The organism is Oceanobacter antarcticus (genome assembly GCF_044962685.1).
In the GTDB taxonomy this organism is placed as follows: Bacteria; Pseudomonadota; Gammaproteobacteria; order Pseudomonadales; family Oceanobacteraceae; genus Oceanobacter; species Oceanobacter antarcticus.
Genome location: NZ_JBBKTX010000003.1, coordinates 109,245 through 128,505, shown reverse-complemented (window position 1 = coordinate 128,505; position 19,261 = coordinate 109,245). Strand labels below are relative to the sequence as shown.

Here is a 19,261-nt window from a genome sequence, read left to right as displayed (position 1 = left end):
CTTTAACACTATTTAAAGAGGCCGCACATGGCTGATTCCCTCATCCTTGACCACACCGGCCAGCCGTTCAAAAAAGCCGAGCTAAGCCGTCAGGTCGCTGCCCCCAGCATGACCGGCATTCGCAACATCTGGAACTTCGGCACCCAGGCGGAATGGCTCAGTCCGGAACGACTGGCGCAGATCCTGCGCGATGCCGCCGAAGGCGACGCCGATGCCTATTTAACGCTGGCCGAAGAAATGGAGGAACGTGATCCGCACTACGCCAGCGTGCTGGGTACCCGCAAGCGGGCTGTTTCTGGTCTGCCAACGATGGTCGAAGCCGCCACCGACGACAAGAAAGACCAGGACATAGCCGAAGCCGTGCGTGTGCTGATACGTCGCCCGGAATTTCACGACATGGCGGATGATCTTCTGGATGCCCTGGGCAAGGGTTTCTCTGTAGTGGAAATGAACTGGGATACAAAGCGCACACCCTGGGAGCCACGAACCCGCAACGAGCGAGTGGATGGCGAGTGGCACGAAGTCGATGGTTACGAACACCGCGACCCGCGTTTCTTCCAGTTCGATCGCATCACCGGCAAGCAGCTGCGTATCAAAGACGAATCCGACATGCTCGACGGTCTGCCATTGCCTCCCCATAAGTTCATCGTTCACAAGCCGCGTTTGAAAACCGGCCTGCCGATCCGTAGCGGTCTCGCCCGTCTTGTCGCGGTCTCTTATATGTGCAAAAGCTACGCGCTGACCGATTGGCTCGCCTTTGCTGAAGTGTTTGGGATGCCGCTGCGCGTTGGCCGCTATAACCCGAATGCCACGCAAGCCGACATCAATACCCTGGTAAACGCCATCGCCAACATCGGCACCGATGCCGCCGCTGCCATTCCCGACACCATGCGGATCGACTTTGAATCCCCCGGCAACAGCACCGGCGGTGCCGATCTGTTCAAGAATTTGGCCGAATGGCTGGACAAACAGGTATCCAAGGCCGTACTGGGGCAAACCGCCACCACCGAAGGCACCCCCGGAAAACTGGGTAATGACGATGCTCAGGACGACGTGCGTACCGACATCCTTAAAGCCGATGCCCGCCAGCTTAGCAACACCATTAATAAGTACCTGATCCGCTCGTTTGTCGATTTGAACTTCGGGCCGCAAGAGCAATACCCACGGGTTGAGTTCCAGGTCATCGAACCGGAAGACACCGCAGCGCTCACTGCTGCGTTAAAAGAACTGGTGCCGCTGGGCCTGAAAGTTGAGGCCAGTGTGATCCGCGATAAACTCGGGTTGCCTGATCCTGAACCAGGCGCTGAACTGCTGGGCATGCCGCAGACTCAGCCACAACCAGCAACCCCGGCACTGAATCAGCAGCAACAGCAACAGGGCTGCCACTGTGCTCACTGCAGTAGTACAGCGACAGCGATTAACCGGCAGCTGCCAGATCCGGCGGAACAGGCATTGGACGAACTGGAGCAAGACGGTCTGGCCAACTGGCAACAGCAAATCGACCCGGTATTGCAACCAATCCGCGACCTGCTGGAGTCGGTCGACACAGCAGAAGACTTTGCCGCAGGCCTGCAAGACCTGCTTGAGGAAATGGACGACTCCAGTCTGGTCAGCAAACTGGCGCTGCAGATGTTCCTGGCAAATGGGGCCGGTGACGCCGGGCAAGGTGCCTGATGGCCGGGGTACAAGGCGAGTACCGGTTCCCCGGTTCACCACCCAAAGAAGCGCTCGCGTGGTTCCGCGCCAAAGGCTATCAGCCAGGTTTTGACTACCGCGATGTCTGGAAAGAACAGCACAGCCACGCGTTTACTGTCGCCAAAGCCATGAAGATGGATGTGCTGACTGATATCCGCGCAGCACTGGATCAGGCATTAGCAGAAGGCAAAACCTTCGAGCAATTCCAAAAAGAACTGACACCCAAGCTGCAAGAAAAAGGATGGTGGGGAAAACAGGATGTCGTTGATCCAACCACGGGCGAAGTTATCAACGCCCAGCTAGGTAGCCCGCGCCGTCTGCGCACCATCTACAACACCAACCTGCGCACTGCCCGATCGGCAGGACAGTGGCAGCGTATTCAGCGCAGCAAGCGCGTCATGCCATATCTGGTCTATGAGCTGGGGCCGTCGGAAAAACACCGCGCCGAGCACGTATCCTGGGCGGGCATTCTGCTACCAGCTGACGACCCGTGGTGGCAAACGCATTACCCACCGAATGGCTGGGGCTGCAAGTGCCGCATCCGTCAAGTGGGCCAGCGCGAATACGAGCGTCTGAAAGCCTCTGGTGACTACCTGACAACAGCCCCCGCTATTAATACCAAATCCTGGACAAATGGACGCACAGGCGAAGTGCTGCAAGTTCCACGGGGCATCGACCCCGGCTGGGACTACAACCCCGGTATGCACCAGGGCAAGGGGCTGGCGGAGAATGAGCAGCGCAGTAAAACGGTGATGGATAAAGCACTGGCTGCGCCAATGCCCAAACCGGAATTTCAGCCTCAGAAAACCACAAAGTCTGCTACCAAGTGGGCGACGGATAATAACCTGGCGGACTATGCTGACTATGCCGGTATCAAGCCCGAAGTCGCCAACGCATGGAACGAATCCTTATTTGATCATCTGCAAGAGTTTCCGGCTCTGCGCGATAATCAGAAGTTTATTGGCACTGGTCAGGCTCAATTCCAGCGTCTGTATGATATACGGGTAGAACGTGTGGTGCAGATGGCGACAGAAAAAGGCATCGATGAAGGGCTGGCCATTCGCTGGGCAAAACGAGAAATCAAAAAGAAAAAGGTGCCCGGTGACACCTACGCGCATTCATGGACGCAGCCCGATGTAGGCGGCATTGCCATAAACAAGGCGTGGGGCAAAGACCCTGAGCGCTTCAAGCTGGCGTTGGCTAACGATGTGGCATCACAGCATCACCCGATCGGCTGCAGCAGCATACGCAGCGTGGTTGACCATGAGCTGGCGCACCAGATCGACGACTTGCTGAAACTGGATAAAGATCCAGAAGTCCAAAGACTCTTCACACAAGCCCGCCAGGCGGGTATAGAAAACGAGGTATCCCGTTATGCCAACAAAAACATCAAGGAGTTTATCGCAGAGTGCTGGGCAGAATCGCTCAACAACCCAGCACCACGACATTACGCCCGCCGAATTGCAGCAATTGTCCGCGATCGGTATCGACGACAGTTTGGCAGCGGATCTGAATGACGTGCCAGGTATCAGCCATGCGTCTGGCCCTGAAGAACATCAGCAAGAGATTGATCAGTGGATTGAAGATGGCGGGAAGCTGGAGGTGGAGTGAGCGCCATTTTTGTGCCTTAAAAAAATCAAAAATAATTTCGGTAGAACGCTTGATTATGTATGACAGTTGTCATACTATTATTTTCAGAGGTTGAGGCAAAGGGCCGAAACCCAACACCAGTGAGGCGAAGCGCGAAAGCGGGTGAGCCGAAGGGATATCAAAATGAAATTTTCTATCAAAAGCCGAAAAATCCAACAAATCCTGACTTTTTCTCGTCCAGGTAATGGCTACATATTTGTGGATATTAATAGCCGAGAAGGCACCTTGGGTAGCCAGATCTGTCATGGCGGTAGATTCATGGGTTCAACAATCACCTACTTTGGTGATGACCAAGCCGAATTCGAAAAAATCTGCCGTAACTGGTATCGCAAATTCCTCGCTGAGAATGGCGAAATGTACGCAGACTACAACGAATTTGGTAGCTAATCTATCAAAGCCCGGCTAGTGCCGGGCTTTCACTTTGTACGGAGCATTTATGGCACGAAACCCCAGTTTTACACCGTCCCCAGCCTTGCGTGATCATTTGGAAAAATCCGGTTGCGGCGTCACCGCAACTCTGAACGAGCTATTCGACCGCTACCGCGCACTGATCGAGCTGGATGCGATCCGCCTGACAGCAGACGAGCAGCAGGCCTTGGCAGCCATGGTGCATGGCACCGTGATGGACGTCGTGGCGATCCAGGCCATCGCCCAGGACGTAGCCGACGAAACCGACTGCGAGAGCCTGCGCGAAAAACTGACTGGTGCAACCTACGGTAAATGCCTGGCCACGTTGGCCAGGTACAACCTAATCTGACGCCGCTGAAAAAAGCCGAGTCAGGCTAACTGGCTGATCCGTTTTAACGCAAAGATGAAAAAGAGGATTTTTTTAATAATCCTATTGAAAAGATAATTTAGTTATCTTATTATAAGCTTCAGTTGATCGGGATTAACCTGGTTAAAAAAAACCTCGTTTTACTCTGCTTAGGAGCATAACAATGAACATCGCCGAAACTATCATCGCCAAATTCAAAAACGCAGCCTCAGCATTACGAGGAATGCGAAGCACTAACAGTCCAAGAACCTGATCAGGACTGGGAAGCAGAAACCACAATTTACAAATTTGAAGACGACTCCAAGATCATGTTTAACAACATGGAAATCAGCATCCACTGATAAAAAAATATCTTTACATGATAACTATGTTATCTATAATTAACCCAGTTGATCAGGAAATACCCGATCATAAAACAACGTTTTACTCTGCCAAGGAGCAACACCATGACTATCAAAATCGAAAAAATCAGCAACGGATTTGCCTGCTACTTCCCTTTTGAACTGAAAGATTCATTCAAAGCAATATTCAAATCAGCAAAATGGAATGCCAGTGCCCGCCGATGGGAGGTTGGCTCTCGTTCTGGTAAGCGCTTGGAGCAATGGGCCGAACTGGCCGAGCCAGCAGCTAAGGAAATTGAAGACGCCGAAGAAGCAGAGCTGAACGCCAAAGAATTGGCCGAAATTGAAGCAGAGATTGCAAAATTTCGTATAGCAAGGGCAAAGTTGCAGCAAACAAAATCCAGCTACGAAAACACTATCGAAGCACTGGGTGCAGCAAAAACCGAATTGGCCGAAGCCAAAAAAGTTCTGCAGGCTGAGATTAAGGAGGTAAAACAAAGAGGGGAAGAAGCCCGCAAATTACTGGCCAACGTCTGTGATATGGGAAAAATTGAACTGGCCAGAGAAACCCTGATAAAACATCACGGCAGCGTGGGTAGCAATGCCCGCGAAGTGTTCAAGGACGCCCAGGCCATAGTAAAAGATCAAATCGACAAGCTGGCGTCTGCAGGATTCAAAAGCAGTGGCCTGAACATATTGTACTGGGCAAACTTCAATCGGCCGGATCGTGATCGCGTGAAAATCACCAATGCCGAGATGTACGACATTAAAAAAATAGAGGACGACGAGTGAACGCCACAAAAATCAGGATCTCGGGAGCAGAATTTCTGCTTCCAGACACCCACAGCGACTATGAATTTCCAACGTACATAATGGAGCACAGATCAGAAATACAGCAAAAAATTGCTGGGGCAAAGATGATGCTAAAAAACCCAATGAGCTATGAGCAACTTGTAGATATTCCAGACATGACAGAGTTCAAACAGAAGACTGGAATCATTGGCTGGCCATTCGATATGCGAGACGTGAATTTGTACGAACTGGATAGATGCATAAACATCACCATGACTATTAATTTAGACCGGGAGTAACAATGGATTTTATGCCGACAAATGATGTATTTCATCATCTGTGTAATCTTCTTGAGCTGAACGACAATGAAAAATTGGTAGCTATGTTCGCAGCCCAGGGGGTGGAAGTCACAAAGTCGAAAATAAAAAGCTGGAAAACAAAAACAGGAAATACTGGTCGTGATTATAGACCAATGCCACGGCACGCACTGGATATATTTATCAATGAGGTGTACGCGAATGACAGCTGGCGATACGATGATTGACATCAAGTTGGCCCGCGAAATACTGGGACTGACTCAGTCAGAACTGGCTGGAAGCATCGGACTAAGTCGAGTAATTGTTGGACAGATTGAGAGAAGACAAAAACCGCTGCAACGGCAAACAAGTTTGGCAATTGAGTGCCTTTTGAGACGTAATAACCTGCCGATTCCAACTGCCGAACCGGCAGACAAGAAAAAATACAGTGCAGATTCTTGAATCTGTCCACCGAAAAAAGCCGGATCGGGCACGACTAGCTGGGCTGCGTTTGAATTTGACATGCCCTAACAGGAGCCGATCTCAGGGGTTTATGTTATTTTGCGGTGTGCTTTCACGTGTTTTGCGTCAAGTACCGTTTAAACACCGTTTAACGACAGCCTCAGCGTATATTTTCGGTATAATTTGAACTCACACTGACAGAAACTCGCGAAAACACACGACACCCTCCAACCCACGTTAAACCACCCCTTCTGATTCCGGGGCCATCATGGCCCCATGAATACTCAAACTTCCCCAGTCAAAACCGCCCTGTGCCAGGCCACCGAAACCGAGCTGAAAACCGCTTTGTGTTTCGAGCTGCCTGCGGATGGCTCCGTCCCTGAATGGGTCAAACTGATTCCGGCTGGCCAGTTTCAGGGATTTGATCAGCGTGCGTGGGTGAACGACCAACCCGATCAAGTGCTGGCCGTCAGTCTGGATGGCCGCAAGATGCCGCTCGACTGGGAGCACAGCACACAGCTCAAAGCGCCCCAGGGCGAGCAAGCCCCGGCAGCGGCATGGTTCGATCAGCTTGAAGCGCGCAATGGCGAGATCTGGGGCCATCTTGACTGGAATGAGGCGGGCCGTTCTGCGGTTGCCTCTGGCGAGTACAAATACCTGTCCCCCGTTTTTGACCACACCGTCGATACCAATCAGGTGATCCGGTTTGTTTCTGCTGGCCTCACCAACCGCCCGAACCTGATGCTTACCGCGCTCAACTCCCAACACGCTCACCACACCACCGAACACAACCCCCTGGAGACCGCTATGGATTTCGCTGAATTCCTCACTGCGCTGGCTGCTGCCTGGCAATTGCCAGCCGACACCAATGCCGCCGCCGCGCTGAACCACGCCAAACAACTGAACACCGATCTGGCCACTGCTCGCAATCAGCAGCAGCCATCGTTGAGCCAGTACGTCCCCCGTGCCGACTACGATCAGTTGCTGGCTCGTGCCAGTAATGCTGAGCAAAAGCTGGTCGACAACGCCCAGGCTGAAAAAGACCAGGCCATTCAGGCTGAAGTTAACGCCGCTGTTGATGAAGGCAAGATTACTCCGGCCAGCAAAGATTTCTATGTCCGTGCCTGTAACAGCGAGGGCGGCTTGGAAGAGTTCCGCAAGTTCGTTGAAACCGCGCCGGTGATTGCGGGGGCATCCGGGCTGGATGGCAAGCAGCATTCAAATACCAGCACCGCGATGAACGCCGAAGAAACGCTGATTGCCGAGCTGTTCGGCAACTCCGCTGAAGACCTGAAGAAGTACAGCAACTGATCCTGCACTGCTGAACCCCATTCGCCACTGAGGAACCCGACATGGCACTGACCAAAGATCGTAACACCCCAATGCAAGACGCCGAAATTATCTCTGTGCCGGTGGCCGCCGGAGTGGAGTGTTTTGCTGGTGGCCTCGCGGCTGCCAACGCAACCGGCTACGCCACCCCCGGTGCAACGGCGACCACGCTGACATATCTCGGTCGATTTGAGGAATGGATCGACAACTCAGCAGGCAGTGCCGGTGATCTGTCGGTGCTGGTGCGCCGTGGCAAGGCGTTTAAATGGAAGAACTCCGGCACAGATGCCGTCACCCAGGCCAGCTTGGGGCAGGCATGTTACATCGTTGATGACGAAACTGTGGCCAAAACCAATGGCACCACCACCCGATCGGCGGCGGGCACTGTCGTCGCGATTGAATCCGACGGCGTGTGGGTCGAGTAATCGGCCTGCATCAACCCGCGTTTAACCCGATTTAAAGGAGCATTCACATGCTTGTAAACAAACAGACTCTCGGCACCATTTTTACTAACGTCAAAACCACCTTTAACAAAGCGTTTGATGCAACGCCAACGGTATGGCCAAAAATTGCCATGCTGATGCCGTCGACAACAAGCCAAAACGATTACGCTTGGTTGAGCAATTTCCCGAAGATGAGGCGGTGGATTGGGGCCAAGCACATCAAGTCACTGTCAGCCTACAAGTACACCCTGGTTAACGACCCGTACGAGGCCACCATTGGTGTGCACAAGCACCAGATTGCTGACGACAACATCGGATTTATCGGCCCGCAAGCCGAGGGCGCTGGCTATTCTGCCAAGCAATGGCCGGACGAACTGGTTATCGACGCCGTGAATCAGGGCACCAGCCAGGTTTGCCACGACGGCCAGTATTTTTTTGACACTGATCACGAAGTGGGTACGGCATCGGTCTCTAACAAGTTCACCCTGCCGCTGGATATCAGCACGCTGGCGGCTGCAAAGGCGAGTTATGGCGCTGTCCGAACAGCCATGAAGCTGTACAAGGACGAAGAAGGGCGACCACTGAACATTACTCCTAATGTGTTGCTGGTTGGCCCCGGTCTGGAAGACGATGCACGCTCACTCATGACCAATGACCGCCTGGAAGACGGCAAGCCCAACCCCTACAAGGGCACGGCGGAAATTGTGGTTGATGCGCGTATCAGCTCTGATACCGCCTGGTATCTGTTGGACACCACCAAGCCGGTTAAGCCGTTCATTTTCCAGCAGCGTGAAAAGCCGATGATGATGTCTCTGACGGATATCACCAGCGACCACGTATTCAGCCTGGGTGAGTTCCTGTTCGGTTGTGAAGCACGCGGCACAGCGGGCTACGGTTTTTGGCAGCTGGCCGCAAAAGGCAACTAATAACACCGCTGAAAAGGGGCGGCTCCCACAGCGCCTCATCACCAAGCTAACCCCGGCGTGCCATTGATGCAGTAGGCCGCCGGGCGCACTCAAAAAATTGGAGAACACCATGACCACAGCCAAACCAAAAACCGATGTTCAGGCGCTGATGATCAGCACCACCAAACAGGTGACCTCGTTCCGCCGCGCTGGCATGAGCTTTACTCAATCGCCAACGCTGGTGCCGCTGGACGACCTGGACGAAGACCAGATCAAGGCTCTGAAAGCCGAACCGATGTTGCGTGTAGATGAAGTCACCGAACTGGATGACGACGCCAAAGCCGCGATCCAGTCCGGTGCCGGTGAGTAAGTCGCCATGGCCATCTATGCCACACAGTCCGACATCAGCGCTCGCTACTCGCAAGAGCAGTTGCTGCTGTTGACGGATCGGAATCAGGACGACACCCCGGACACGGACGTCGTTGACCAGGCACTGCAGGACGCCAGTGCAGAAATCGATACCTATTTAGCCGCCAAGTATCAGCTGCCGCTGCCGCAGGTGCCTGCTGTTTTGACCCGTTTGTGTGTGGACATCGCGGTGTACCGATTGGCCGCCGATGCCGATATGGCGACTGACGAACGCCGCCAGCGTTATGACGATGCCGTCAGTTTGCTCAAACGACTGGCCACCGGGGCGGCTTCACTGGGCCTTGAACAACCCCCGGTCAGCAGTAACGGCGCGGTGTTTATCGCTGGCCCTGCACGCAAATTTAAACGAGGCCGTTTGTTGTGAGCCTGGATCTGGAGTTCTCAACCGCCGAACTGAACCGGCTGGGTGCCCGCCTTGAGGCGCTGGCGAACCTCAATGAACAGGATCAAAGAGACCTGCTGGAAGGTGTGGGTGCGCTGGTGGAAAGCCAAACCCATCGCCGCATTCGAGACGAGAAAACCGCGCCAGACGGCACGCCCTGGGATGCCTGGTCAGATAGCTACCGCAGCACCCGCCATGGCGGCAACAGTCTGCTGATGGGTGAAGGTCATCTGGATGATTCCATCCAGTACATCGTTGACGGCGACGACGTGGCGATTGGCAGCAACCTGATTTACGACGCTATTCTCCAGCTGGGTGGCACGCCGGATATGGCTCCCGGCCCGGCAGCCATACCCGCTCGCCAGCATCTGGGCCTGAGTGTCGATAATGAGCAAGATATCGACGAGCTGATAGAAGACTTTTTACGTGACCAGATACAGGAACTGTCTCGATGACAACACTGGCCGATATTCAAGCCGCGATGGTGGCCACTTTTAACAGCACGCTGACCACGCTGAAAACCTGCGAAGCCCACGAAGGCCGCTTCGACGCCAACGAACTGAAGCGGGTCGCGGGTCGTTGCCCGGCTGTGTATATCGCCTGTCTTGGGGTTGGTCAGCCCATCAACGAAGGCAGCACGTTCGCGCCGCTGCGCTGGGGTGCCTTTATCGTCACCAAAGACGCGCCCCGATCTGATCGTAACAGCCAGGCGCTGAACCTGGTGCAAGCCGTTAACGTGATTTTAGCGGCGCAGGCATGGGGGCTGGACGAAACCCGCTCCGAGCCAGAGCGCGTGACCAGTCAAAACCTGTTCAGCACCAGTACCAGTGCTCAGGGCGTATCCATGTGGGCGGTGACCTGGACACAGGAATTCCAGCTCGATAGCGGGCTGGACTGGAACAGTCTGAACGACTTTTTAAGCGCCGCTGGTGACTCTACTACGACCGATGGCGCAGCAATTACCACTGAACAAACCCTGCCAGGAGCAACCTCATGAGCCGACTCAACGTAAAACCCGCACCTGGTAAACAGGTGCGCACCGAAACCGGTGCCGTTATCGCTACGGGGGGCCAGAACGTACAAGATAACTCGTACTACCGCCGTCGCATTAAAGACGGTGATCTGGTGCTGGTTAAATCCAAATCCAAAATAGGAGCCAGTAAATGAGCATCTCATTTGACGATATCCCATCCAGCCTGCGCACGCCCGGTGCGCATATTGAGTTCAATAACGAACTGGCAGGCTCTGCCAATGTGCTGCACAAAATGGTGGTGATTGGTCAGCGTCTGGGTACCGGTATTCAGTCTGCTGGCGTTCCGATCCGCGTAACTGACCCAAGCCGGGCAAAAACCTTGTTTGGACGCGGCTCAATGATCGCCAATATGATCGCCGCTTCTCTGGACGCCAACACAGAAACCGAACTCTGGGCCATTGCTCTGGACGATCTGGGTGCTGGCGTAGCCGCAACTGGCTCCATTGCTGTGACAACCGCTGCGACAGAAGCGGGCACGTTATACATCTATATAGGTGGTGTGCGAGTGGCGGTGGGTATTGCCGACGGTGACGACACCGACACGATTGCATCCAGCATTTCTGCTGCGATCAACAGTAATGCCGATCTGCCCGTCACGGCCAGCGGCAGTACCAGCACAGTGACGCTCACAGCCCGACACAAGGGTGAGTACATGAATGGTCTGGACGTTCGTTCTTCATATTATGAGGAGCGTGAGCCGGACGGCCTGGCCATTACCTACACCAGTCTGTCTGGCGGCAGCGGCAACCCGGACATCGGACCGGCGCTCGATGCGATGGGTGATGAATGGTTTAACTGGTTGTGTAATCCGTATAACGACACAGCGAATATTCAAGCGCTGGAAACCGAACTGGATAGCCGCTTTGGGCCTATGCGTCAGATTGGCTGCCGGGCATTTGGTGCGCTGGCGGGCACGCTCGCAACGATGGGTACCTGGGGCAGCAGTCGCAACAATCCGCATCTGTCCGTGCTGGGCACTGGCACCAGCCCGACGCCTACTTATATAGCCGCTGCGATCAATATGGCCGTGGCTGCCAAGTCACTCAGCAACGATCCGGCTCGCCCGCTGCAAACGCTGGAATTGCCGGGTGTTAAAGCCCCACGCCGTGAAGAGCTGCTGACTCGACAAGAACGTAACTTGCTGCTGTACGACGGCATCAGCACATTTACCGTGGCGCGGGATGGAACAGTGCAGATCGAGCGTCAGATCACTACCTACCAGTTCAACAGTGCCGGGCTGGCCGATGCCAGTTACCTGGACATCTGCACGCCAGAGACTCTGGAACGCTTCCGTTACGAACAGCGTGCCATGGTGGCGCAGAAGTACCCACGCCACAAACTGGCCGACGACGGCACGAGCTACGGCGCAGGCCAGGCGATCGTGATGCCGAAGATTATTAAAGGCGAGTTACTGGCTCTTTATAAAGAGATGGAAATCGCTGGCTGGGTGGAGGATTACGACACCTACGCAGAGCAGCTGATTGTCGAGCGCGATAGCGAAGATCCGAATCGTATCAACTGGCGCGATACCCCGAACCTGGTCAATCAGGCCCGCGTGTTCGCCGGTAAAACCCAATTTATCGTTAAGTAAGGAGCTGGGCTGATGGCCAAAGTAGCAAAGAAAGTCATTATCGATTTGCCTGGTTTGGGGCGCGTAGACAGCATCAATAATAGCGGGTCATTTCAGCCCGGCGGCACCAAGCGCAATCCTGTCACAACCGACACGGGTGCGGTGCATTACGACGAAGAAACCCTGCCCAGCAAGGTCTCGTTCAAGCTGCCAAACCTGCCAGGGTATCTGGAGGGCGTGCGAGATCTGGCGGGCATCAACGTCAACGTGCAAGACGACAACGGCCAGGCATGGATCATGACCGGTGCCTTTACCGTGCAGCCCAGCGAGCTGCAAAACGGTGAAATCTCAGTCGAGCTGCAAGGCTCTCCAGCAGAATCAATTTAAGGAGCGATAATGGCAAACCAGACAGGCACATTAAAAGACGGGCTGCTGTTCAAGCAGCAACCGCAATTTGAGTTTGAAATGCGGCCAATTATGACCACGGGCGAGCTGTTCGATGCCGAGATTGAGGCTGAAGGCGTCGAGCATCAACTGACGTTTAACGGCGCGTTAATGGCTCGTCAGCTGGTGCGGGTGGGTGAATGCCCTGGGCCGTTCAGTCTGGCGCAAATTCGCGCGCTCAGTCCGCGAGACTGGCAAATCTTGCGGGCGGCACAGGCAACACTCAATTCGGTGACTGATGACCCAAACGAACCGAGCGACAGCGAAAACACCGCGACGCTGTCGCGCTGATTGCCCTCAAGTTCCATTGGAGCCGGACAGAAATCCGCGCTCTCCCGCCCGACGAATTTGCCTATTATGTGGAGTTACTGACTCGTGACTGATCTGACGACTAGCCTGGTACTCAGCTTGCGCAACTCGCAGTTTACTGCGGGCCTGCGCTCGTCTGCGCGTCAGGTTGATCGGTTTGCAGATAGTAGTGGTCGTCAGATCCGTGGCCTGCGCCGCGATTTCCAGTCGCTGACCGGGCAAGGATTTGGCCGTTTGAAAGGCGAACTCCTTGGTTTGGCAGGTGGATTTGCAGCTGTGCAAGCAGCAAAGCAAAGTGCTGGGCTGGATAAGGATCTGGCACAAATCGGGCTGACCGCTGGCGTCACCAGCCAGAAAACCGCAGGACTGCGTAAAGAACTGTTTGCGTTGCAGAAGCAGTACGGTGTTGTGGTCGAAGAAAGCCAGGCTGGATCGAGCTCACTGCTGGCTGCTGGCCTTGAGTTTAACGAAGCCCGTGGTGCGACTAGCGCCATTGCACCGACTTCAGCTGTTACCGGCGCGCGACCAGAAATTCTGGCCAGTGCACTGTCAGTCAGCTCTGAAATATTTGGCTACGATCTCGCCCGAGTGGAAGTGGCTACCGATTTGCTCGACAAAATGACCGTGGCGGGTCGTGCCGGTAATGCCGAGCTGGAAGATTTGGCCGGTATTTTCAGTCGAGTGGGTGGCAATGCCAAAAACGCAGGCTTGGGATTTGAGCAGTCGCTGGGATTTATTGAACAGCTCTCTCTGATCGAAAAACAGCCGGAGCGGTTGGCTACTCTGGCGGATTCCACCCTGCGCATATTTACCAATCAGAAATATCTGAAAAACGTCCAGCAAGGATTGGGAGTATCTTTTTATAACGACAATGGCGATCGACGTGACCCATTTTCCGTTATTGAGGATATTGGTCAGATATATCGTAAACAGAAAACCGACCAGCAACGTGATGCACTTATTGGTTTTGCATTTGGTGAAATGGATCTGGATACCCAGCGTGGTATTCAGGCGTTATTGCAATCCGGGAAAATTGACGAGGCTCGGGCAACCACTCGTGAAATATTGGCAGCCAATGGCACCATAGCTCGTGGTCTCGACAAGGCATTGAATAACGCCATTGATCAATCATCTCGTTTAAAAGCCACACTGCGCGAATCCGTTGATGGTTTTATTCAGCCGCTGAACGATGGTTTTGTTGATCTCACCAAAAAGCTGTTGGATAGCAAAGATAAAGGCGGGCTGGGTCTGAGCGGTAATGAACTATTAATGAGCATCGGTGGTGTGCTAGCAGCCGGTGGCGCTGCCTACCGCTACGGCCCGAAAGCCCTGCGCGGTGTGCTGGGAAAGGTTGGCGGATTGGGTGTTGGTGTCGCCACCGGTATGGCGCTGGAAGCGGCGACGGGTGTGCAGCCGGTTTACGTCGTTAATATGCCGTCCGGTTTTGGCAGTGGCCCTGATATCAATATCAACCGCCGAGGCAAAAATGATCTGCCAGGCACTGGCGGTATCGCTGGTGAATGGATTCCTGCAGGTTCTCAAGGTGCTGGACGTTTACCAGGAAAAAACGTGCCGCGTTTGCCAGCACCTGTTGGCGATTTCGGCTTGCCTGCTCCAGCTGCTGCCGGAGCTGGCGCATTGGCGACCGCAGCAACCTGGGCTGGTGGTGCGGCTCTGGCGGGTGCAGTCGGTTACGGCGTTGGCACGCTGATTAATGATTATTTGATTGATGGCACCGAGGTTGGCGATTCAATTGGCCGGGCTGTCGCTAACGTACTGGCTGTGCTGGGGAATGACACTGCGCTGGCGGCGCTGCGCAGCGAGAACGGCGATGACCGCACGCCAAAATCTCGCAGCCGCTATCAACAGCGACAGGAAGAGCAAAATGCGCATCTGAAAATTGAAATCAGCGAGGATCGCACCTGGGTTAAAACCATGCGCGCCACCGGTCTGGATGTTGACGTGTCCGGCATGATGATGGTGACCCCGTGAGCTGGCGCGACAGATTACAACCCGGTTCATTCCGTGGTGTCGAATTTCACACTCAATCCGCCAGTGGCCAGGGTGGCCGCAATGTGGTCGTGCATGAATTCCCGGCGCAGGAACAACACTACTCCGAAGATCTGGGTAAATCCGCAGGCTCTGAACGCCTGACTGTTTTCCTGGTGGGTGCAGACTACGACGTTGCCCGCGACCAATTAATTGAAGCCTTGGATAAGCCCGGCCCCGGCAAGCTGGTGCATCCGTACACCGGCACTCAGATGATCCAGGTGCAGAGCTATGACTGGACTATTAGCAGCCGTCAGGGCGGCTACTGCCAGTTCAGCATCAGCTATGTGCTGGCAGGCAAACGCCAGGCACCGGCCACGGTATCTACCGCGTCAGCGCTGGCAGCGGCTGCCACAGCGGCCCAGGCACAAACGGAAACCGCATTTTCAGACACGTTTGATTGTGCTGGGCAGCCTGCGTTTGTGGTGGAGTCCAGCACCTCGTTTCTGGAATCCGCATTTGATTCGCTCAATGCCATCAACGGTTCCATTGCCGCTGAACTCAATCAAATTGAAGATATTGCAAACGATATCGACAGCCTGACGTCTGAGGTGACCGACCTGGTATTGCAGCCACTGACTCTGATCAGCAACGTCGGTGCTGTGGTCACGTCCGTTATCGGCGGCTTTAATAGCATTTCAAGCGCCTTTGATGCGTACAACAATTTGCTGACCGCATTCGGTATTACACGCCCGGTTTCACGCACTGCTGCCAACGGTACAGCAACCGATACTCGCGTTCGCATGGCTGACAACCAGCAGGCCATCAGCCGCAGCTTTTCAGCCGTGGCCACCATTGCCCTCGCGGTTCGCATTGCCGATTCAGCCGCCTCGGAATTCGACTCCCTGCAGCAGGCTCGCGAGATCCGCGATGCCCTGCTTGAGCAGCTGGATGAGCAGCTGGAGTCCGAAACCCTGACGGCGGACCAGTACGACACTACTGCGGCATTGGCCACTGCGCTGCAACGTCATATCACTGCCATCGAACCCGGTTTGCTGGATGCTCAAACGCTGGTGATTGATGTGTCACTGCCTGCCCTGGTCGTGGCACATCAGCAGTACGGAGACGCCACGCGGGCCGATGAACTGACAGAGCGAAACGGGATTGAAAACCCACTGTTTGTGCCTGCTGGAACTGATCTGGAGGTGCTGCTGTGAATGAGCTGATACTGGTTATTGATAGCAAAGAATACACCGGCTGGAAGCGCGTTGCGGTCAGTCGTGGCATAGAGCAAGGACCGCATCAGTTTGAAGTCGAAGCCGCCCCCGATCTGGACGCTGATCGTGGCATCTTCGCCATTGAAGACGGTATGGCTGTGGACGTTTACGTGGATAGCGATCAGGTCACGTCTGGCTATATCGACGACGTAGACGTGAGTTACGACAAACGCACCAGCGCTGTAACCGTTCGCGGCCGCAGCAAATTGGGTGATCTGGTAGACTGCTCAACGGTTGGACAGCAGGTCAAACCCGGTCAAACCTTGGCCGGTATTGCCAGCACGTTGTGCGCGAATTTCGGCATTGCCGTCGTGGTTGACAGTACCGCCACCGCACCGGCCAACAAGGCATTTGCCAGTGCGGATCTTGCGCTGGATGCCGGTCAGCCTGTGTGGGAATTCCTTGAAGAGTTGGCCCGCGTGCGGGGCGTCATGCTGATATCCACTGCGACCGGAGACCTGCAAATCACTCGCGCAGGCACGACACAAGCAGCCGTTACGTTAGAGTTGGGGCAAAACATTCTGGCAGCGAAGGGCACGCGCTCGCATCGTTCGCTGTTCAGTACGATCAGCGTGACCGGGCAGCAGCCCGCGTTCATTTCCAGCGACACCAGTGCGACTTCTCAATCCGGTGCAACAGAGACCGGCGATGCGGTTCGACATCGGCCCATGGTGCTGTTTTCTGATTCCCCTGCCGATGTTGCCGCGTGTGAGGCTCAAGCCAAACACCGCCGCCGTATCGGCTACGGCCGCAGTCGTCAGGTGATCTACACCGTTCAAGGCTGGCGTCAGACCGACGGTGGTGATCTGTGGCTGCCAAACCAATTGGTGCAGATCAACGATAGCCGCAACCAACTCGCCAATGCGCAACGGCTGATCTCAGAGACTCGGTTGATGATGGATATCCGCAGTGGCCGCACAACAGAAATCACCGTCATGCCGCCGGAGGCGTTTGACCTGCTGGCCGAACCAGCGACAACGGTGGGGTATGTGCTGTGAAACGTGCTGATTTGATTCGCGCCCTACAAGCCTTTACTGCACCCCTGTCTCGTCGGCTGCGTGTGCTGCTGCAACGCAGCCAGGTACTGCTGACCAAGTACAACGGCAAGATCCGGTTGCTGCAAGTGCAGGTGCCGGGTGGTCAGGCGCTGTCTGATGTCGAGCATCTGGAGCCGTTCGGCTTCACCAGTCACCCACCACAAGGCGCTGAAGCCATCGTGCTGGCGTTCGGTGGCAACGGCTCGCACAGCGTTGGTTTGCTGGTTGGCGATCGTCGTTATCGACTGGTAATTGAAGAAGGCGAAGCCGCTATTTACAACCAGGGCGGTGACTTCCTGAAGATGGGCAAGGACGGTACGGCCACACTCAAAACCGCCACCAAGGCCGTGATCGATGCCCCGGCCACCGAGATTACCGGCACGCTGCAAGTGACCGGTGCAACCACCTTACAGAACACCTTGAGCGTGGCCGCTGCGGCTACGTTGCAAACCACCCTGAGCGTATCCGCTACCGTGACCGCTGGCGGTTCTGTATCTGCGCCATCGGCTGCATTCGCGGGAGCCATGACCGCCGCATCTGCCAGTGTGGGCGGTGTTGAGTTTGCCAGCCACACCCACAGCTACACAGACGACGGCAATGCCATGACCACGGGAGGTGCCCAATGATTTTGGCACTGAGCTGGAACGCTGACACCCAACAAGCCGAGCTGATAGAAGCTGAGGACACACTGGAAACCTGGCTGCGCTCAGCCGTCATCATGAGCCTGTTTACCGACGCACGCGCTACCGAAGACGAAGAGCCAGAGATCACCGAGCGCCGGGGCTACTGGGGTGACATCGATCTTGATGGCGACGACAGCATGGGCAGCAAGCTCTGGCTGCACCGCCGATCAAAACTCACAACCGATATCGCCAACCAGGTGCGTGACGAAGCACAAGATGCGCTGGATTGGCTGGTTGAAGATGGCCATATCAGCGCGCTGGCGGTGACCGTTGAGCGTCAACCGCCGGATCGCCAGGCGTACCAAATCGACATCACCCTGCTGGATGGTGAAACACTGAACATGACACTCGAACAGGGGCAAAGCTGATGGCGTACATCAAAGAAGTCCTGGTCACTATCCGCAGTCGGATCACGGCTGATATTGAGCGCTGGACGGGTAAAACGGCATCCACTCGTGGCGATATTTACTATCCGATCAGCCAGGCCATGGCGGGTACAGCGCACGGTCTGTATCGCAAAATCGATTATCTGGAACAACAGCTGTTTGATGACACCTGCACCGATGGCAATCTGGTCAAACGCGCCGCCGAAGTCGGCATCTATCAAGTGGCCGCAAGCCGCGCATCCGGCACCGTCACCATTCCCGGCAATAACGGCACGGTGCTGTCTGCTGAATCGCTACTGACCAAGGATGATCTGGTCTATCGAGTTACCGTTGACGCTACCGTGTCGGGCGGCACTCTGACAGCACAGATCCGCGCCGTTGCAACCGGCGCAGACGGCAATCAGGACGCTGGCACAGAACTGAGCATGACAGAGACGATCGCCGGTCTGGATACCGTCGCCACCGTGGTTGAACTGGCGGGCGGCTCCGACATCGAGACCATCACCCGCCTGCGTGAACGGTTGTCAGAGCGTCGTAAAAATCCACCCCAGGGCGGCAATGCCACCGACTACATTGCATGGACAAAAGCGGCTCACAGCGATGTTACTCGCGCCTGGTGTTACTCCAACGAAAATGGCCCCGGCACCGTCGTTGTGCGATTCACCACCGACGATCTCGCCAGCCCTATCCCGACTCAAAGTCATCTGGATGCCGTGGCCGATTACATCGACAGCGTGCGACCGGCGGGCATGCGCGGATTTAACGTAAGTTCAATCGTCGCCGCTCCGTTGGACATCACAATCACCAGCCTGACACCCAACACCGCCGCTGTTCGCGCAGCGGTAAAAGGCGAGCTGGACGACATGATCCGTCGCGATGCCGAACCCGGCGGCACCATCAAGGTCAGCCGTATTCGCGAAGCCATCAGCATCGCCAGCGGCGAGACCGACCACTCCATTAATTTGACCGCTGATGTGACCTGTGCCAGCAACGAACTGATCGTGCTGGGTACGGTTTCATGGCCGGTGTAAACG

The 19,261-nt window shown here is 55.2% G+C and carries 25 protein-coding genes; all 25 read left to right on the top strand.

The window, feature by feature from the left end:
- Positions 1–27 precede the first annotated feature (27 nt).
- Positions 28–1,674, top strand: a complete 1,647-nt coding sequence (locus WG929_RS03470) for a DUF935 domain-containing protein (RefSeq protein WP_416204914.1) — start codon at positions 28–30, stop codon at positions 1,672–1,674.
- Positions 1,674–3,212: a phage minor head protein gene (locus WG929_RS03465; RefSeq protein WP_416204913.1), complete on the top strand. Its 1,539-nt coding sequence runs from the start codon at positions 1,674–1,676 to the stop codon at positions 3,210–3,212. The genes WG929_RS03470 and WG929_RS03465 overlap by 1 nt, the downstream gene beginning before the upstream one ends.
- Before the next feature lie 256 nt (positions 3,213–3,468).
- Positions 3,469–3,732: a hypothetical protein gene (locus WG929_RS03460; protein ID WP_416204912.1), complete on the top strand. Its 264-nt coding sequence runs from the start codon at positions 3,469–3,471 to the stop codon at positions 3,730–3,732.
- Positions 3,733–3,781: 49 nt separating this feature from the next.
- A complete protein-coding gene (locus WG929_RS03455) occupies positions 3,782–4,102 on the top strand; it encodes a hypothetical protein (RefSeq protein WP_416204911.1) in 321 nt (106 codons plus the stop codon).
- 464 nt (positions 4,103–4,566) lie between these two features.
- Entirely contained in the window at positions 4,567–5,253 is a 687-nt protein-coding gene (locus WG929_RS03450) for a hypothetical protein (protein ID WP_416204910.1), read from the top strand.
- Positions 5,250–5,552, top strand: coding sequence for a hypothetical protein (locus WG929_RS03445; protein WP_416204909.1), 303 nt, complete (start codon positions 5,250–5,252; stop codon positions 5,550–5,552). The genes WG929_RS03450 and WG929_RS03445 overlap by 4 nt, the downstream gene beginning before the upstream one ends.
- 2 nt (positions 5,553–5,554) lie before the next feature.
- Positions 5,555–5,797 carry a DUF1456 family protein gene (locus WG929_RS03440; protein ID WP_416204908.1) on the top strand — a complete coding sequence of 81 codons (243 nt, stop codon included), beginning with the start codon at positions 5,555–5,557 and terminating at the stop codon, positions 5,795–5,797.
- The gene (locus WG929_RS03435; RefSeq protein ID WP_416204907.1) at positions 5,772–6,011 is read left to right on the top strand and encodes a helix-turn-helix domain-containing protein; all 240 of its coding nucleotides are present in this window, start codon (positions 5,772–5,774) and stop codon (positions 6,009–6,011) included. Before WG929_RS03440 ends, WG929_RS03435 begins: the two co-directional genes overlap by 26 nt.
- Before the next feature lie 276 nt (positions 6,012–6,287).
- Positions 6,288–7,322, top strand: coding sequence for a phage protease (locus WG929_RS03430; protein WP_416204906.1), 1,035 nt, complete (start codon positions 6,288–6,290; stop codon positions 7,320–7,322).
- 41 nt (positions 7,323–7,363) lie between these two features.
- Positions 7,364–7,765, top strand: coding sequence for a hypothetical protein (locus tag WG929_RS03425; RefSeq protein WP_416204905.1), 402 nt, complete (start codon positions 7,364–7,366; stop codon positions 7,763–7,765).
- A 47-nt stretch (positions 7,766–7,812) separates the two neighbouring features.
- Positions 7,813–8,709, top strand: coding sequence for a Mu-like prophage major head subunit gpT family protein (locus tag WG929_RS03420; RefSeq protein WP_416204904.1), 897 nt, complete (start codon positions 7,813–7,815; stop codon positions 8,707–8,709).
- A 109-nt stretch (positions 8,710–8,818) separates the two neighbouring features.
- A complete protein-coding gene (locus WG929_RS03415; RefSeq protein ID WP_416204903.1) occupies positions 8,819–9,058 on the top strand; it encodes an HI1506-related protein in 240 nt (79 codons plus the stop codon).
- A gap of 6 nt (positions 9,059–9,064) precedes the next feature.
- Positions 9,065–9,481 carry a gp436 family protein gene (locus WG929_RS03410; protein ID WP_416204902.1) on the top strand — a complete coding sequence of 139 codons (417 nt, stop codon included), beginning with the start codon at positions 9,065–9,067 and terminating at the stop codon, positions 9,479–9,481.
- Positions 9,478–9,954 (top strand): phage virion morphogenesis protein, encoded by a 477-nt coding sequence (locus WG929_RS03405; RefSeq protein WP_416204901.1) that lies wholly within the window; start codon positions 9,478–9,480, stop codon positions 9,952–9,954. The genes WG929_RS03410 and WG929_RS03405 overlap by 4 nt, the downstream gene beginning before the upstream one ends.
- Positions 9,951–10,496, top strand: coding sequence for a phage protein Gp37 (locus tag WG929_RS03400; protein ID WP_416204900.1), 546 nt, complete (start codon positions 9,951–9,953; stop codon positions 10,494–10,496). Before WG929_RS03405 ends, WG929_RS03400 begins: the two co-directional genes overlap by 4 nt.
- The gene (locus WG929_RS03395; RefSeq protein ID WP_416204899.1) at positions 10,493–10,666 is read left to right on the top strand and encodes a DUF2635 domain-containing protein; all 174 of its coding nucleotides are present in this window, start codon (positions 10,493–10,495) and stop codon (positions 10,664–10,666) included. Before WG929_RS03400 ends, WG929_RS03395 begins: the two co-directional genes overlap by 4 nt.
- Positions 10,663–12,123, top strand: coding sequence for a phage tail sheath subtilisin-like domain-containing protein (locus tag WG929_RS03390; protein WP_416204898.1), 1,461 nt, complete (start codon positions 10,663–10,665; stop codon positions 12,121–12,123). Before WG929_RS03395 ends, WG929_RS03390 begins: the two co-directional genes overlap by 4 nt.
- Before the next feature lie 12 nt (positions 12,124–12,135).
- The gene (locus WG929_RS03385; RefSeq protein WP_416204897.1) at positions 12,136–12,489 is read left to right on the top strand and encodes a phage tail tube protein; all 354 of its coding nucleotides are present in this window, start codon (positions 12,136–12,138) and stop codon (positions 12,487–12,489) included.
- Between the two features lie 9 nt (positions 12,490–12,498).
- Positions 12,499–12,837 carry a hypothetical protein gene (locus tag WG929_RS03380; protein WP_416204896.1) on the top strand — a complete coding sequence of 113 codons (339 nt, stop codon included), beginning with the start codon at positions 12,499–12,501 and terminating at the stop codon, positions 12,835–12,837.
- Between the two features lie 84 nt (positions 12,838–12,921).
- The gene (locus tag WG929_RS03375; protein WP_416204895.1) at positions 12,922–14,847 is read left to right on the top strand and encodes a phage tail tape measure protein; all 1,926 of its coding nucleotides are present in this window, start codon (positions 12,922–12,924) and stop codon (positions 14,845–14,847) included.
- On the top strand, positions 14,844–16,061 hold the full coding sequence (locus WG929_RS03370; protein ID WP_416204894.1) for a DNA circularization protein: 1,218 nt from the start codon (positions 14,844–14,846) through the stop codon (positions 16,059–16,061). Before WG929_RS03375 ends, WG929_RS03370 begins: the two co-directional genes overlap by 4 nt.
- Positions 16,058–17,119: a phage baseplate assembly protein gene (locus WG929_RS03365; RefSeq protein ID WP_416204893.1), complete on the top strand. Its 1,062-nt coding sequence runs from the start codon at positions 16,058–16,060 to the stop codon at positions 17,117–17,119. Before WG929_RS03370 ends, WG929_RS03365 begins: the two co-directional genes overlap by 4 nt.
- The gene (locus WG929_RS03360) at positions 17,116–17,784 is read left to right on the top strand and encodes a phage baseplate assembly protein domain-containing protein (protein ID WP_416204892.1); all 669 of its coding nucleotides are present in this window, start codon (positions 17,116–17,118) and stop codon (positions 17,782–17,784) included. Before WG929_RS03365 ends, WG929_RS03360 begins: the two co-directional genes overlap by 4 nt.
- Complete coding sequence (locus WG929_RS03355) at positions 17,781–18,209, top strand: phage GP46 family protein (RefSeq protein WP_416204891.1); 429 nt, start codon at positions 17,781–17,783, stop codon at positions 18,207–18,209. Before WG929_RS03360 ends, WG929_RS03355 begins: the two co-directional genes overlap by 4 nt.
- Positions 18,209–19,258: a baseplate J/gp47 family protein gene (locus WG929_RS03350; protein ID WP_416204890.1), complete on the top strand. Its 1,050-nt coding sequence runs from the start codon at positions 18,209–18,211 to the stop codon at positions 19,256–19,258. Before WG929_RS03355 ends, WG929_RS03350 begins: the two co-directional genes overlap by 1 nt.
- Positions 19,259–19,261 lie beyond the last annotated feature (3 nt).

Bases quoted from the DNA above. Each gene is read 5' to 3' on its own strand.
- WG929_RS03390 (WP_416204898.1), top strand. From the start codon at position 10,663: ATGAGCATCTCATTTGACGATATCCCATCCAGCCTGCGCACGCCCGGT.
- WG929_RS03380 (WP_416204896.1), top strand. From the start codon at position 12,499: ATGGCAAACCAGACAGGCACATTAAAAGACGGGCTGCTGTTCAAGCAG.
- WG929_RS03400 (WP_416204900.1), top strand. From the start codon at position 9,951: ATGACAACACTGGCCGATATTCAAGCCGCGATGGTGGCCACTTTTAAC.
- WG929_RS03460 (WP_416204912.1), top strand. From the start codon at position 3,469: ATGAAATTTTCTATCAAAAGCCGAAAAATCCAACAAATCCTGACTTTT.
- WG929_RS03465 (WP_416204913.1), top strand. From the start codon at position 1,674: ATGGCCGGGGTACAAGGCGAGTACCGGTTCCCCGGTTCACCACCCAAA.
- WG929_RS03385 (WP_416204897.1), top strand. From the start codon at position 12,136: ATGGCCAAAGTAGCAAAGAAAGTCATTATCGATTTGCCTGGTTTGGGG.
- WG929_RS03395 (WP_416204899.1), top strand. From the start codon at position 10,493: ATGAGCCGACTCAACGTAAAACCCGCACCTGGTAAACAGGTGCGCACC.
- WG929_RS03450 (WP_416204910.1), top strand. From the start codon at position 4,567: ATGACTATCAAAATCGAAAAAATCAGCAACGGATTTGCCTGCTACTTC.
- WG929_RS03420 (WP_416204904.1), top strand. From the start codon at position 7,813: ATGCTTGTAAACAAACAGACTCTCGGCACCATTTTTACTAACGTCAAA.
- WG929_RS03440 (WP_416204908.1), top strand. From the start codon at position 5,555: ATGGATTTTATGCCGACAAATGATGTATTTCATCATCTGTGTAATCTT.
- WG929_RS03430 (WP_416204906.1), top strand. From the start codon at position 6,288: ATGAATACTCAAACTTCCCCAGTCAAAACCGCCCTGTGCCAGGCCACC.
- WG929_RS03410 (WP_416204902.1), top strand. From the start codon at position 9,065: ATGGCCATCTATGCCACACAGTCCGACATCAGCGCTCGCTACTCGCAA.
- WG929_RS03355 (WP_416204891.1), top strand. From the start codon at position 17,781: ATGATTTTGGCACTGAGCTGGAACGCTGACACCCAACAAGCCGAGCTG.
- WG929_RS03425 (WP_416204905.1), top strand. From the start codon at position 7,364: ATGGCACTGACCAAAGATCGTAACACCCCAATGCAAGACGCCGAAATT.
- WG929_RS03470 (WP_416204914.1), top strand. From the start codon at position 28: ATGGCTGATTCCCTCATCCTTGACCACACCGGCCAGCCGTTCAAAAAA.
- WG929_RS03350 (WP_416204890.1), top strand. From the start codon at position 18,209: ATGGCGTACATCAAAGAAGTCCTGGTCACTATCCGCAGTCGGATCACG.
- WG929_RS03415 (WP_416204903.1), top strand. From the start codon at position 8,819: ATGACCACAGCCAAACCAAAAACCGATGTTCAGGCGCTGATGATCAGC.
- WG929_RS03435 (WP_416204907.1), top strand. From the start codon at position 5,772: ATGACAGCTGGCGATACGATGATTGACATCAAGTTGGCCCGCGAAATA.
- WG929_RS03455 (WP_416204911.1), top strand. From the start codon at position 3,782: ATGGCACGAAACCCCAGTTTTACACCGTCCCCAGCCTTGCGTGATCAT.